Annotated in this window: 10 protein-coding genes, 1 tRNA gene and 3 rRNA genes; 10 read left to right on the forward strand and 4 right to left on the reverse strand. The window is 53.6% G+C overall.

The window, feature by feature from the left end; genetic code table 11:
* The first annotated feature begins 9 nt into the window (after positions 1–9).
* The 10 genes from accC to AC6I8R_RS18550 all read left to right on the forward strand — a co-directional run bounded on the left by accC (position 10) and on the right by AC6I8R_RS18550 (position 10283).
* Positions 10–1356 (forward strand): acetyl-CoA carboxylase biotin carboxylase subunit, encoded by a 1347-nt coding sequence (gene accC / locus AC6I8R_RS18505; RefSeq protein WP_021183603.1) that lies wholly within the window; start codon positions 10–12, stop codon positions 1354–1356.
* A gap of 74 nt (positions 1357–1430) precedes the next feature.
* Positions 1431–1673 (forward strand): YhdT family protein, encoded by a 243-nt coding sequence (locus tag AC6I8R_RS18510; RefSeq protein ID WP_021183604.1) that lies wholly within the window; start codon positions 1431–1433, stop codon positions 1671–1673.
* The gene (gene panF / locus AC6I8R_RS18515) at positions 1663–3108 is read left to right on the forward strand and encodes a sodium/pantothenate symporter (RefSeq protein WP_021183605.1); all 1446 of its coding nucleotides are present in this window, start codon (positions 1663–1665) and stop codon (positions 3106–3108) included. The genes AC6I8R_RS18510 and panF overlap by 11 nt, the downstream gene beginning before the upstream one ends.
* 11 nt (positions 3109–3119) lie before the next feature.
* Positions 3120–4001, forward strand: a complete 882-nt coding sequence (gene prmA / locus AC6I8R_RS18520; RefSeq protein ID WP_415173394.1) for a 50S ribosomal protein L11 methyltransferase — start codon at positions 3120–3122, stop codon at positions 3999–4001.
* 293 nt (positions 4002–4294) lie between these two features.
* Positions 4295–5260, forward strand: a complete 966-nt coding sequence (gene dusB, locus AC6I8R_RS18525; RefSeq protein ID WP_036625605.1) for a tRNA dihydrouridine synthase DusB — start codon at positions 4295–4297, stop codon at positions 5258–5260.
* Positions 5261–5284: 24 nt separating this feature from the next.
* Entirely contained in the window at positions 5285–5581 is a 297-nt protein-coding gene (gene fis, locus AC6I8R_RS18530; RefSeq protein WP_003855228.1) for a DNA-binding transcriptional regulator Fis, read from the forward strand.
* Positions 5582–6126: 545 nt separating this feature from the next.
* Complete coding sequence (locus AC6I8R_RS18535; protein ID WP_013510735.1) at positions 6127–7152, forward strand: amino acid ABC transporter substrate-binding protein; 1026 nt, start codon at positions 6127–6129, stop codon at positions 7150–7152.
* A gap of 66 nt (positions 7153–7218) precedes the next feature.
* Positions 7219–8397, forward strand: a complete 1179-nt coding sequence (locus tag AC6I8R_RS18540; protein ID WP_021183608.1) for an amino acid ABC transporter permease — start codon at positions 7219–7221, stop codon at positions 8395–8397.
* A 15-nt stretch (positions 8398–8412) separates the two neighbouring features.
* Positions 8413–9513 (forward strand): amino acid ABC transporter permease, encoded by a 1101-nt coding sequence (locus AC6I8R_RS18545; RefSeq protein WP_021183609.1) that lies wholly within the window; start codon positions 8413–8415, stop codon positions 9511–9513.
* Between the two features lie 8 nt (positions 9514–9521).
* Positions 9522–10283 (forward strand): amino acid ABC transporter ATP-binding protein, encoded by a 762-nt coding sequence (locus AC6I8R_RS18550; protein WP_415173393.1) that lies wholly within the window; start codon positions 9522–9524, stop codon positions 10281–10283.
* 201 nt (positions 10284–10484) lie between these two features.
* Here the strand turns inward: AC6I8R_RS18550 and rrf (AC6I8R_RS18555) are convergent.
* From rrf (AC6I8R_RS18555) to AC6I8R_RS18570, 4 genes are all read right to left on the reverse strand, one after another.
* Positions 10485–10600 (reverse strand): 5S ribosomal RNA (rrf, locus tag AC6I8R_RS18555).
* Positions 10601–10633: 33 nt separating this feature from the next.
* Positions 10634–10709: transfer RNA gene (locus AC6I8R_RS18560), tRNA-Thr, on the reverse strand.
* A gap of 14 nt (positions 10710–10723) precedes the next feature.
* Positions 10724–10839 (reverse strand): 5S ribosomal RNA (gene rrf / locus AC6I8R_RS18565).
* Positions 10840–10944: 105 nt separating this feature from the next.
* Positions 10945–13847 (reverse strand): 23S ribosomal RNA (locus AC6I8R_RS18570).
* Between the last annotated feature and the right edge of the window lie 11 nt (positions 13848–13858).

Below are 13858 nucleotides of genomic sequence, written 5' to 3' on the forward strand. Positions count from 1 at the left end.
AGGCGAACCATGCTGGATAAAATTGTCATTGCTAACCGCGGTGAGATCGCGCTGCGCATTCTGCGTGCCTGTAAAGAGCTGGGCATCAAGACTGTGGCGGTTCACTCCACGGCAGACCGCGACCTGAAGCACGTACTGCTGGCTGACGAAACCGTCTGCATCGGTCCGGCGCAGTCGGTCAAAAGTTACCTCAATATTCCGGCCCTGATCTCCGCCGCCGAAATCACCGGCGCGGTCGCGATCCATCCGGGATATGGCTTCCTGTCTGAGAACGCCGATTTTGCCGAGCAGGTCGAACGCTCCGGCTTTATCTTTATCGGTCCGAAAGCCGACACCATCCGCCTGATGGGTGACAAGGTATCGGCGATCACCGCGATGAAAAAAGCGGGTGTACCGACCGTACCGGGTTCTGACGGTCCACTGACGGAAGACATGGAGAAAAACCGTGCCTTCGCCAAACGCATCGGCTACCCGGTGATCATCAAAGCCTCCGGTGGCGGCGGTGGTCGTGGTATGCGCGTGGTGCGCAGCGACAAGGATCTTGAGCAGTCCATCAACATGACGAAAGCGGAAGCCAAAGCGGCTTTCAACAACGACATGGTGTACATGGAGAAATATCTCGAGAATCCGCGTCATATCGAAATCCAGGTGATGGCCGACGGTCAGGGCAACGCCATCTATCTGGCGGAGCGCGACTGCTCGATGCAGCGTCGTCACCAGAAAGTGGTGGAAGAAGCGCCGGCACCGGGTATCACCCCGGAACTGCGTAGCTTTATCGGCGACCGCTGTGCCAAAGCCTGTGTCGATATCGGCTACCGTGGCGCGGGTACCTTTGAGTTCCTGTTCGAAAACGGCGAGTTCTACTTTATCGAGATGAACACCCGTATTCAGGTAGAACACCCGGTCACTGAGATGATCACCGGTGTTGATCTGATCAAAGAACAGCTGCGCATTGCTGCCGGTCAGCCGCTGTCCATCCGTCAGGAAGATGTGGTGATCCGCGGTCATGCGGTGGAATGCCGTATCAACGCCGAAGACCCGAACACCTTCCTGCCGAGTCCGGGCAAGATCACGCGCTTCCACGCGCCGGGTGGTTTCGGTGTGCGCTGGGAATCGCATATCTATGCCGGTTACAGCGTGCCGCCGTACTACGACTCCATGATCGGCAAGCTGATCACCTACGGTGAAAACCGTGACGTGGCGATTGCGCGCATGAAGAATGCGCTGGCGGAGCTGATCATCGACGGTATCAAGACCAACGTCGAACTGCAGATGAAAATCATGTCCGACGAAAACTTCCAGCAGGGTGGAACCAATATCCACTATCTGGAGAAAAAACTCGGCCTGCAAGAGTAATTCTTGCAGCGCAGAGATCCTTTGAGGCCGGTTAAACCGGCCTTTTTCATTTTTGTTGCCTTTGAGGTTGCATGATGGATTGGCGTTTTGTGCAAGCGAATAAAGAGGCGCGCTGGGCGTTGTATCTGGCGCTGGCGTATCTCGCCGTGTGGGGGCTTTCCGCCTGGCTGGGTGGCGATGCCACCGGTATCACCGGGTTGCCACGCTGGTTTGAACTCTCCTGCCTGTTTGCCCCTGTGCTGTTTATTGCGTTGTGCTGGCTGATGGTGCGGGTGGTTTTCCGCGATATGTCACTGGAGGACAACGATGGAAAGTGAAATCATTCTTCCCCTGCTGGCCTATCTGGTGTTGATCGCCGGATTGTCGGTTTTTGCCATGCGCAAGCAGCGCGAGGGTAACTTCCTCACCGAATATTTCCTCGGCAACCGTTCGATGGGCGGCTTTGTGCTGGCAATGACCATCACCGCTACCTACATCAGCGCCAGTTCCTTTATTGGCGGGCCGGGTGCAGCCTACAAATATGGGTTGGGCTGGGTGCTGCTGGCAATGATTCAGGTGCCTGCCGTGTGGCTGTCGCTCGGCGTACTGGGAAAGAAATTTGCCATTCTGGCGCGCCGCTACAATGCCGTGACGCTCAATGACATGTTATATGGGCGCTACCGCAGCCCGCTGCTGATTTGGCTGGCCAGCCTGAGCCTGCTGACGGCGTTTATCGGTGCGATGACGGTGCAGTTTATTGGTGGCGCACGCCTGCTGGAAACCGCTGCGGGCATTCCTTACGACACCGGACTGCTGATTTTTGGTGGCACCATCGCACTCTACACCGCCGTCGGGGGCTTCCGAGCCAGCGTATTGAATGACGCGATGCAGGGGCTGGTGATGCTGATTGGCACCTTCCTGTTGCTGTTTGCCGTTATTCATCAGGCCGGTGGGCTGGAGACGGCCGTCACGAAACTGCGCACCATCGATCCACAGTTGGTATCACCAGAAGGGGTGGGTAATGTCATCACCCCCACCTTCCTGAGTTCGTTTGCCGTGCTGGTGTGCTTTGGTGTGATTGGTCTGCCGCATACCGCCGTGCGCTGTATCTCGTATAAAGACAGCAAAGCGATGCATCGCGGTATTATCCTCGGCACCATTGTCGTGGTGATCCTGATGCTGGGCATGCATCTGGCTGGCGCGCTGGGTCGGGCGATCATCCCGGATCTTACCGTTCCCGATCGTGTGATCCCAACACTGATGATCACCGTTTTACCGCCTATGGCCGCTGGGATCTTTCTTGCTGCGCCAATGGCGGCGATCATGTCGACCATTAACGCGCAGCTGCTGCAATCCTCCGCTACCCTGATCAAGGATCTGTATCTGCGCATTGCGCCGCAGCACAGCGAGAATGAGGCGCGTCTGCGTCTGCTCTCCGGCACCATTACCTTTGTGCTGGGCATCCTGCTGCTGCTGGCAGCATGGAACCCGCCGGATATGATCATCTGGCTGAACCTGCTGGCCTTCGGCGGCCTGGAAGCGGTGTTCCTGTGGCCGCTGGTGCTCGGTCTGTATTGGCAACGCGCTAACGCTGCCGGTGCGATTAGCGGCATGGTGGTTGGCGCCGCATGCTACACGCTGCTCGCCAGCCTGAAACTGGAGCTGTGGGGCTTCCACCCTATCGTTCCTTCACTAATCCTTAGCCTGCTGGCCTTTCTGGTCGGTAATCTGTTTGGCACCGCGTCTGACCAACCTGACGCGGCCCTGGAATAAAGAGAAACGCTATGCCGTGGATTCAAATTAAAATTAACAGCTCTGGTGAGCACGCCGAGACTCTGAGTGATGCACTGATGGAGAGCGGCGCAGTATCCGTCACTTTTCAGGATACCCACGATAACCCGGTTTACGAACCGCTGCCGGGCGAAACGCTTTTATGGGGCGATACCGATGTGATTGGCCTGTTTGATGCCGAAACTGACATGAGCGACGTGGTTGCAGAGTTAAGCCAGCATCCGCTGCTCGGCCAGGGTTTCCGCCATAAAATCGAACAGATCGAAGACAAAGACTGGGAACGCGAATGGATGGATAACTTCCACCCCATGCGCTTCGGTGAACGTTTATGGATTTGTCCGAGCTGGCGTGAAGTGCCGGATCCAAACGCCGTCAACGTGATGCTGGATCCCGGCCTGGCATTTGGCACCGGGACACACCCAACCACCTCATTGTGCCTGAGCTGGCTGGATGGTCTCGACTTGCAGGGCAAAACCGTGATCGATTTCGGCTGTGGCTCCGGCATTCTGGCTATCGCGGCCCTGAAACTGGGTGCAGCCCAGGCGATCGGTATTGATATCGATCCGCAGGCGATTCAGGCCAGCCGTGATAATGCTGAACGCAATGGCGTCGCCGACCGCCTGTCCCTGTACTTACCTCACCAGCAGCCAGAGAACTTGCAGGCCGACGTGGTGGTCGCCAATATCCTTGCCGGCCCGCTGCGTGAGCTGGCACCGTTGATTAGCGTATTGCCAAAAGCCGGTGGACATCTCGGCTTATCAGGCGTGCTGGCCAGCCAGGCGGAAAGCGTGTGTGAAGCCTATACCGAGCGTTTTGTTCTCGACCCGGTGGCCGAAAAAGAAGAGTGGTGTCGCATCACCGGTGTACGTCGCTAATACCGCATAATTAGCACCATTCACTCTTGACTCCCCGCCACATCTCTTGCGAATCCGGTGATGTGGCGTTTTTTATGTTGTGATTTGGCTCAAGTTTTCAGAAAAACTTTTGTTCACAATTTCAGCGTATTTTTTTAATTACCTGAATAATATAGGTATTTCTTATAGTTGTTACTGATCGGTCCGATTTCCTTGATTTTTACCTGCTAATTGTTCAAAGTTTGGCCTTTCATCTTCGTGAAAAAATGCGTAATATACGCCGCCTTGCGAACAGTTAGGGTCACTTCTTTTTCATGCGCATTGGACATTATCAGCTTCGTAATCGACTCATCGCTGCGCCTATGGCCGGGGTTACCGACAAGCCATTCCGCACCTTGTGTTACGAGAACGGCGCTGGCATGACAGTCTCCGAGATGTTGTCATCAAACCCGGAAGTATGGGCCAGTGACAAGTCCCGTTTGCGTATGGTGCATAGTGACGAGCCCGGTATTCGTGCCGTGCAAATAGCCGGTTGTGATCCCGATGAAATGGCGGCTGCCGCGCGCATTAATGTGGCGTCAGGCGCGCAGGTCATTGACATCAACATGGGCTGCCCGGCGAAGAAAGTGAATCGTAAGATGGCGGGTTCTGCGCTGCTGCAACATCCGCAACTGGTTGAGTCTATTCTCACCGCGGTAGTAAATGCAGTTGATGTACCCGTTACGCTGAAGATTCGCACTGGCTGGGACAAAGAAAATCGTAATTGTGTAGAGATTGCCCAATTGGCTGAACGCTGTGGCATTCAGGCCCTCACCATTCATGGACGCACTCGCGCCTGTTTGTTTGAAGGGCAAGCTGAATACGACAGCATTCGGACAGTTAAGCAGAGCGTTTCCATTCCGGTTATCGCGAATGGAGACATTACTGACCCGCATAAAGCCAGAGCAGTGCTCGATTATACAGGAGCCGATGCTCTGATGATCGGTCGCGCTGCTCAGGGAAGACCGTGGATCTTCCGGGAAATCCAGCATTATCTGGACACAGGGGAGCTGCTGGCACCGAAGCCGCTGGCTGAAGTGAAGCATATGCTGATTGGACACATACGGGAGCTGCACGACTTTTACGGTCAGCGCAAGGGATACCGTATTGCCCGAAAACATGTTTCCTGGTATTTGCAGGAAAATGCCCCTGATGACCAGTTTCGGCGCACATTCAACGCCATTGAGGATGCCAGCGAACAGCTGGAGGCGTTGGAGGCATACTTCGAAAATCTTGCGTAAACGAAATAAAGAGCTGAAAGAACTATGTTCGAACAACGCGTAAATTCTGACGTACTGACCGTTTCTACCGTTAACTCACAGGATCAGGTGACGCAAAAGCCTCTGCGTGATTCGGTTAAACAGGCACTGAAGAACTATTTTGCTCAACTGAACGGTCAGGATGTTAGTGACCTGTATGAACTGGTACTGGCTGAAGTCGAGCAGCCTCTGTTGGACATGGTGATGCAGTACACCCGTGGCAACCAGACCCGTGCAGCTCTGATGATGGGTATCAACCGTGGTACTCTGCGTAAGAAGCTGAAAAAATACGGCATGAACTGATTTCAGTTTGTTGCTGCGATAACGCCAGCCCTCGGGCTGGCGTTTTTGTTTCTGTTTCCCGCCATTAACAACGCATGAAACAATTGTCACCATAATGGTAACATTAGTTGCAATTGCTCCAGTGATATTCCACGGCGAAACCCCTTCGCTCAATGTCCCATTTTGGCTCAGTTCTCCTCGACTTTTCTCTGCATCTCTGCCCGCCAGCCCTGTTTCTCTGTGATCCTGAACCGCTCCAGCCGCAAACGTGCAAATTCATACATTTTGTCCTGCGTTCCCGCTCACACTGCTTCCATATAGTGAAACTTTTTGCACTGTTTGTGATCGAGGCGACTCGCTTTGCTTCCTTTTGGTGCGCGATAGTAGTCGGAACTTTCTGAATGCTTCAGGTTATGAAGAGATCTTTCTAATGAATTCAGGATTCTGCAAACCTGGCATCAGCTTTGCAGAGTCTGGAATGGCTGACCGCCACAGACAGGAAAAGCGCACTTAAAAGTGTGCAACACAACCACATAACAACACGATTTCGCCACACAGGATGCTTTATGAAAAAGATGATGCTCTCCACCCTGGTCGCTGCAGCTTCTCTGTTCGCTGTTGCTCAGCAAGCGCATGCAGGCACCACGTTGGATGCAATTAAGAAGAAAGGGTTTGTTCAGTGCGGTATCAGTGATGGCCTGCCTGGCTTCTCTTATGCCGATGCCAGCGGCAAATTCACCGGTATCGACGTTGACGTCTGCCGCGCCGCTGCGGCTGCCGTATTTGGTGATGCCAGCAAGGTGAAATACACCCCGCTGACAGCAAAAGAGCGTTTCACCGCACTGCAATCAGGTGAAGTGGACATTCTGTCCCGTAACACCACCTGGACTTCATCACGCGATGGCGGCATGGGCTTCCTGTTCGCAGGCGTGAACTACTACGACGGTATCGGCTTCCTGACCCATAAAAAAGCCGGTCTCAAAAGCGCTAAAGAGCTGGATGGCGCCACCGTATGTATCCAGGCCGGTACTGATACCGAGCTGAACGTGGCGGATTACTTCAAAGCCAACAACATGCAGTACACCCCTGTGACTTTCGACCGTTCTGATGAGTCAGCGAAAGCACTCGACAGCGGTCGTTGTGACACCCTGGCTTCTGACCAGTCTCAGCTGTATGCGCTGCGTATCAAGCTGGGCAAACCAGACGAATTTATCGTTCTGCCGGAAGTGATTTCCAAAGAGCCGCTGGGCCCGGTAGTACGTCGTGGTGATGATGACTGGTTCACCATCGTTAAATGGTCACTGTACGCCATGCTGAATGCGGAAGAGATGGGTATCAACTCTAAAAACGTTGATCAGCTGGCAGCCAAACCGTCTAACCCGGACATGGCTCACCTGCTGGGCGCTGAAGGCGACTTCGGCAAAGACCTGAAGCTCGACAACAAGTGGGCATTCAACATCATCAAACAGGTGGGTAACTACCAGGAAAGCTTTGACCGCAACGTCGGTAAAGACAGTGCTCTGAAAATCGCGCGTGGTCAAAATGCGCTCTGGAATCAGGGCGGTATCCAGTACGCTCCGCCGGTACGTTAATTCTGCCTTCCAGTCGGGCACCGCACCCTGCGGTGCCCAATGCGTTTTCTTCACTGAGGTTTCAACATGTCACAACGCCCAACCGTAAAAAGGGATTTTTCGTTCGGTAATCCTACGGTTCGCGCCTGGCTTTACCAGATCGTCGCGATTGTGGCCGTGCTCGCTGTAGTGGGATATCTCATCCACAATACAGTGATCAACCTGGCCAATCGTGGCATCACATCGGGTTTCGGCTTTCTGGAACGTAGTGCCGGTTTCGGTATCGTCCAGCATCTGATTGATTACACCGAGGGAGATACTTACGCGCGCGTGTTTATGGTGGGGTTAACCAACACCCTGCTGGTTTCCGCACTCTGTATTATCTTCGCTTCTATTCTCGGATTTTTTATCGGTCTCGCGCGTTTGTCAGATAACTGGCTGCTGCGCAGGCTCTCTACGATCTATATCGAGACGTTCCGTAATATTCCGCCGCTGCTGCAAATCTTCTTCTGGTACTTTGCGGTGCTGCGTAATCTACCCGGCCCACGCCAGGCATTGAACGCCTTCGATCTGGCATTTGTCAGCAATCGTGGGCTTTATATCCCCTGGCCGACCTATGCGCCCGGCACCTGGCCATTTGTTATCGCGTTGATGCTGGCGATTGCAGTCAGCGTGGGACTGTTCCGCTTTAACCGCAAACATCAGCTTAAAACCGGTCAACTGCGCCGTACCTGGCCGATTGCCAGCGCGATGATCATTCTGTTTCCCTTGATCGCTCATGCGATGTTCGGTGCGGCAACGCACTGGGATGTGCCGGAACTGCGCGGGTTTAACTTCCGTGGTGGCTTCGTGATGATCCCTGAGCTGGCTTCGCTCACGCTGGCGCTGTCGATTTATACCTCTTCGTTTATCGCAGAAGTGATTCGTTCAGGTATTCAATCGGTACCCCATGGACAGAATGAAGCTGCCCGCTCGCTTGGTTTGCCAAATCCCGTCACCATGCGCCAGGTGATTATTCCCCAGGCCATGCGCGTGATCATTCCACCGCTGACCAGCCAGTATCTCAACATCGTGAAAAACTCCTCACTGGCGGCCGCTATCGGCTATCCGGATATGGTGTCGCTGTTTGCCGGTACGGTACTGAATCAGACGGGACAAGCGATTGAGACGATTGCGATCACCATGGCGGTCTACCTGATCATCAGCCTGGTCATTTCACTGCTGATGAACCTCTACAACCGCAAAATCGCGCTGGTTGAGCGTTAAGAGAACGGGATTATTATGTCTGTTACCACACACGAAACACCGCCAGTACCAACCAATCCCGTCAGCAAAGCCTGGGTTTGGGCACGTAAAAACCTGTTCTCCAGCTGGTTTAACACGCTGCTGACGCTGCTTTGCTTCTGGATTATCTGGAGCGTGATTCCGCCCGCGCTGAACTGGCTGGTCTTCCAGGCCAACTGGATTGGATCAACCCGTGCCGACTGTACCAAAGAAGGTGCCTGCTGGGTGTTTATCCATGCGCGCTTTGGTCAGTTTATGTATGGGTTGTACCCGCATGAGCTGCGCTGGCGTATAAACCTGGCGCTGGTGATTGGCCTGCTTTCAATCATCCCGATGTTCATCAAATCGATGCCACAGCGTGGCCGCTATATCGCCTGCTGGGCGGTGGCCTATCCGATCATCGTCTGGTTTCTGATGTATGGCGGCTATTTTGGCCTCGACCGCGTTGAAACTCGTCAGTGGGGTGGCTTGACGCTGACGTTAATTATCGCGTCGGTCGGGATCGCCGGTGCCCTGCCTTTGGGTATTTTGCTGGCGCTGGGGCGTCGTTCGAAGATGCCAGTTGTACGCACTCTCTCGGTGATTTTTATCGAGTTTTGGCGTGGCGTGCCGCTGATTACCGTGCTGTTTATGTCCTCAGTGATGCTGCCGCTGTTTATGGCAGAAGGCACCACCATCGACAAATTGGTGCGTGCATTAGTCGGGGTGATTTTGTTCCAGTCTGCCTATGTAGCGGAAGTGGTACGCGGTGGCTTACAAGCGTTACCCAAGGGACAGTATGAGGCCGCCGAATCACTGGCGTTGGGTTACTGGAAAACACAGATTCTGGTGATTCTGCCGCAGGCGCTCAAACTGACCATTCCAGGCCTGGTAAACACCATTATCGCGTTATTTAAAGATACCAGCCTGGTGATCATCATCGGCCTGTTTGATCTTTTCAGTAGCGTGCAGCAAGCAACCGTCGACCCCACATGGCTTGGGATGTCGACCGAAGGCTATGTTTTTGCTGCCCTCGTCTACTGGATTTTCTGTTTTAGCATGTCGCGCTATAGCCAGTATCTGGAGAAGCGCTTTCACACCGGGCGTAAATCGCACTGAGGTTTTACATGACACAATCTATGACTAATTCTGCTGACGCAATGATGATTACGCTCGAAAACGTGAATAAATGGTACGGCCAATTCCATGTGCTGAAAGACATTAACCTAGAGGTGAAGCCGCGTGAGCGTATCGTCCTCTGCGGTCCGTCAGGTTCAGGAAAATCGACTACCATTCGCTGTATCAACCATCTGGAAGAACATCAGCAGGGCCGTATTGTCGTCGATGGCATCCATCTGAATGACGATGTGCGCAATATTGAGCGTGTAAGAACCGAAGTCGGCATGGTATTCCAGCACTTTAACCTTTTCCCACATCTGACCGTGTTGCAGAACTGCACCCTGGCTCCGATTTGGGTGCGTAAAATGCCGAAGAAAGAGGCAGAAGAATTGGCGATGCATTACCTGCAACGCGTACGTATTGCTGAACATGCACATAAATTTCCGGGGCAACTGTCCGGTGGTCAGCAGCAACGTGTAGCCATTGCCCGTTCACTCTGCATGAAACCCAAAATTATGCTGTTTGATGAACCTACCTCTGCGCTTGATCCGGAAATGGTGAAAGAAGTACTCGATACCATGATTGGTCTGGCAGAAGATGGCATGACTATGCTGTGCGTGACGCATGAGATGGGCTTTGCACGCACCGTGGCTGACCGGGTGATCTTTATGGACCGTGGTGAGATTGTCGAGGTGGCACCACCGCAAGAGTTCTTTGCTAATCCTAAGTCTGAACGTACCCGTGCATTCCTGTCGCAGGTTATTCATTAAGAGAAGTATCTGGCGATGCTTTTTACCAACCCTCTGCTTCGGCAGGGGGTTTTTTATTGTCTGATGGTGTTGCGGCGCGATTTATCGCGCGGGTTTTTACGTGCAGTGGCCTGAAAAGCGCGCGATAAATCGCGCCGCTACGGGATTTGCAGACGTAAAAAAGCCCTGAACTTTCGTTCAGGGCTTCTTCACTTGATTGATGCCTGGCAGTTCCCTACTCTCGCATGGGGAGACCCCACACTACCATCGGCGCTACGGCGTTTCACTTCTGAGTTCGGCATGGGGTCAGGTGGGACCACCGCGCTACAGCCGCCAGGCAAATTCTTTTGAATCCGAACTCATGCCATAACTGGTGCTGATACCCAGAGTCGAACTGGGGACCTCACCCTTACCAAGGGTGCGCTCTACCAACTGAGCCATATCAGCACACTTAAATTGATGCCTGGCAGTTCCCTACTCTCGCATGGGGAGACCCCACACTACCATCGGCGCTACGGCGTTTCACTTCTGAGTTCGGCATGGGGTCAGGTGGGACCACCGCGCTACAGCCGCCAGGCAAATTCTGTTTATCCGTACCGCCCTCGCAGGCCATACGAATCAATCCGTTCGAACAAGGCTGAAAATTCTTGCGTCTCTCAACTCAAAACGCCTCTGGCGTTGTAAGGTTAAGCCTCACGGGTCATTAGTACCGGTTAGCTCAATGCATCGCTGCACTTACACATCCGGCCTATCAACGTCGTCGTCTTCAACGTCCCTTCAGGACTCTCAAGGAGTCAGGGAGAACTCATCTCGGGGCAAGTTTCGTGCTTAGATGCTTTCAGCACTTATCTTTTCCGCACTTAGCTACCGGGCAATGCCATTGGCATGACAACCCGAACACCAGTGGTGCGTTCACTCCGGTCCTCTCGTACTAGGAGCAACCCCCCTCAATTCTCCAGCGCCCACGGCAGATAGGGACCGAACTGTCTCACGACGTTCTAAACCCAGCTCGCGTACCACTTTAAACGGCGAACAGCCGTACCCTTGGGACCTACTTCAGCCCCAGGATGTGATGAGCCGACATCGAGGTGCCAAACACCGCCGTCGATATGAACTCTTGGGCGGTATCAGCCTGTTATCCCCGGAGTACCTTTTATCCGTTGAGCGATGGCCCTTCCATTCAGAACCACCGGATCACTATGACCTGCTTTCGCACCTGCTCGAGCCGTCACTCTCGCAGTCAAGCTGGCTTATGCCATTGCACTAACCTCCTGATGTCCGACCAGGATTAGCCAACCTTCGTGCTCCTCCGTTACACTTTGGGAGGAGACCGCCCCAGTCAAACTACCCACCAGACACTGTCCGCAGCCCGGATTACGGGCCTACGTTAGAACATCAAACATTAAAGGGTGGTATTTCAAGGTTGGCTCCACGCAGACTGGCGTCCACGCTTCAAAGCCTCCCACCTATCCTACACATCAAGGCTCAATGTTCAGTGTCAAGCTATAGTAAAGGTTCACGGGGTCTTTCCGTCTTGCCGCGGGTACACTGCATCTTCACAGCGATTTCAATTTCACTGAGTCTCGGGTGGAGACAGCCTGGCCATCATTACGCCATTCGTGCAGGTCGGAACTTACCCGACAAGGAATTTCGCTACCTTAGGACCGTTATAGTTACGGCCGCCGTTTACCGGGGCTTCGATCAAGAGCTTCTCCTTACGGATAACCCCATCAATTAACCTTCCGGCACCGGGCAGGCGTCACACCGTATACGTCCACTTTCGTGTTTGCACAGTGCTGTGTTTTTAATAAACAGTTGCAGCCAGCTGGTATCTTCGACTGCCTTCGGCTCCATCCGCGAGGGACTTCACCTGATGACAGCGTGCCTTCTCCCGAAGTTACGGCACCATTTTGCCTAGTTCCTTCACCCGAGTTCTCTCAAGCGCCTTGGTATTCTCTACCTGACCACCTGTGTCGGTTTGGGGTACGATTTCGTGTTACCTGGAGCTTAGAGGCTTTTCCTGGAAGCAGGGCATCAGTTACTTCATCACCGTAGTGACTCGTCATCACGCCTCAGCCTTGAAGCATTCCGGATTTGCCTGGAATGCAAGCCTACACGCTTAAACCGGGACAACCGTCGCCCGGATAACCTAGCCTTCTCCGTCCCCCCTTCGCAGTAACACCAAGTACAGGAATATTAACCTGTTTCCCATCGACTACGCTTTTCAGCCTCGCCTTAGGGGTCGACTCACCCTGCCCCGATTAACGTTGGACAGGAACCCTTGGTCTTCCGGCGAGCGGGCTTTTCACCCGCTTTATCGTTACTTATGTCAGCATTCGCACTTCTGATACCTCCAGCAGACCTCACAGTCCACCTTCAGCGGCTTACAGAACGCTCCCCTACCCAACAACACATAGTGTCGCTGCCGCAGCTTCGGTGCATGGTTTAGCCCCGTTACATCTTCCGCGCAGGCCGACTCGACCAGTGAGCTATTACGCTTTCTTTAAATGATGGCTGCTTCTAAGCCAACATCCTGGCTGTCTGGGCCTTCCCACATCGTTTCCCACTTAACCATGACTTTGGGACCTTAGCTGGCGGTCTGGGTTGTTTCCCTCTTCACGACGGACGTTAGCACCCGCCGTGTGTCTCCCGTGATAACATTCTCCGGTATTCGCAGTTTGCATCGGGTTGGTAAGCCGGGATGGCCCCCTAGCCGAAACAGTGCTCTACCCCCGGAGATGAATTCACGAGGCGCTACCTAAATAGCTTTCGGGGAGAACCAGCTATCTCCCGGTTTGATTGGCCTTTCACCCCCAGCCACAAGTCATCCGCTAATTTTTCAACATTAGTCGGTTCGGTCCTCCAGTTAGTGTTACCCAACCTTCAACCTGCCCATGGCTAGATCACCGGGTTTCGGGTCTATACCCTGCAACTTAACGCCCAATTAAGACTCGGTTTCCCTGCGGCTCCCCTATACGGTTAACCTTGCTACAGAATATAAGTCGCTGACCCATTATACAAAAGGTACGCAGTCACCTAACAAGTAGGCTCCCACTGCTTGTACGTACACGGTTTCAGGTTCTGTTTCACTCCCCTCGCCGGGGTTCTTTTCGCCTTTCCCTCACGGTACTGGTTCACTATCGGTCAGTCAGGAGTATTTAGCCTTGGAGGATGGTCCCCCCATATTCAGACAGGATACCACGTGTCCCGCCCTACTCATCGGACTCACAATCTGTGCATTTTCATGTACGGGGCTGTCACCCTGTATCGCGCGACTTTCCAGACGCTTCCATTAACACACAAACTGATTCAGGTCCTGGGCTGTTCCCCGTTCGCTCGCCGCTACTGGGGGAATCTCGGTTGATTTCTTTTCCTCGGGGTACTTAGATGTTTCAGTTCCCCCGGTTCGCCTCGTTAACCTATGTATTCAGTTAACGATAGTGCACAAGTGCACTGGGTTTCCCCATTCGGACATCGTCGGCTGTTGCGGTTCATATCACCTTACCGACGCTTTTCGCAGATTAGCACGTCCTTCATCGCCTCTGACTGCCAGGGCATCCACCGTGTACGCTTAGTCGCTTAACCTCACAACCCAC

The organism is Pantoea sp. X-Soil-OKNW-713 (assembly GCF_059730685.1).

Excerpts from the sequence above, each read along its gene's own strand:
- accC (WP_021183603.1), top strand. The coding sequence starts at position 10 with ATGCTGGATAAAATTGTCATTGCTAACCGCGGTGAGATCGCGCTGCGC.
- AC6I8R_RS18510 (WP_021183604.1), top strand. The coding sequence starts at position 1,431 with ATGGATTGGCGTTTTGTGCAAGCGAATAAAGAGGCGCGCTGGGCGTTG.
- AC6I8R_RS18545 (WP_021183609.1), top strand. The coding sequence starts at position 8,413 with ATGTCTGTTACCACACACGAAACACCGCCAGTACCAACCAATCCCGTC.
- fis (WP_003855228.1), top strand. The coding sequence starts at position 5,285 with ATGTTCGAACAACGCGTAAATTCTGACGTACTGACCGTTTCTACCGTT.
- AC6I8R_RS18535 (WP_013510735.1), top strand. The coding sequence starts at position 6,127 with ATGAAAAAGATGATGCTCTCCACCCTGGTCGCTGCAGCTTCTCTGTTC.
- AC6I8R_RS18550 (WP_415173393.1), top strand. The coding sequence starts at position 9,522 with ATGACACAATCTATGACTAATTCTGCTGACGCAATGATGATTACGCTC.
- dusB (WP_036625605.1), top strand. The coding sequence starts at position 4,295 with ATGCGCATTGGACATTATCAGCTTCGTAATCGACTCATCGCTGCGCCT.
- prmA (WP_415173394.1), top strand. The coding sequence starts at position 3,120 with ATGCCGTGGATTCAAATTAAAATTAACAGCTCTGGTGAGCACGCCGAG.
- AC6I8R_RS18540 (WP_021183608.1), top strand. The coding sequence starts at position 7,219 with ATGTCACAACGCCCAACCGTAAAAAGGGATTTTTCGTTCGGTAATCCT.
- panF (WP_021183605.1), top strand. The coding sequence starts at position 1,663 with ATGGAAAGTGAAATCATTCTTCCCCTGCTGGCCTATCTGGTGTTGATC.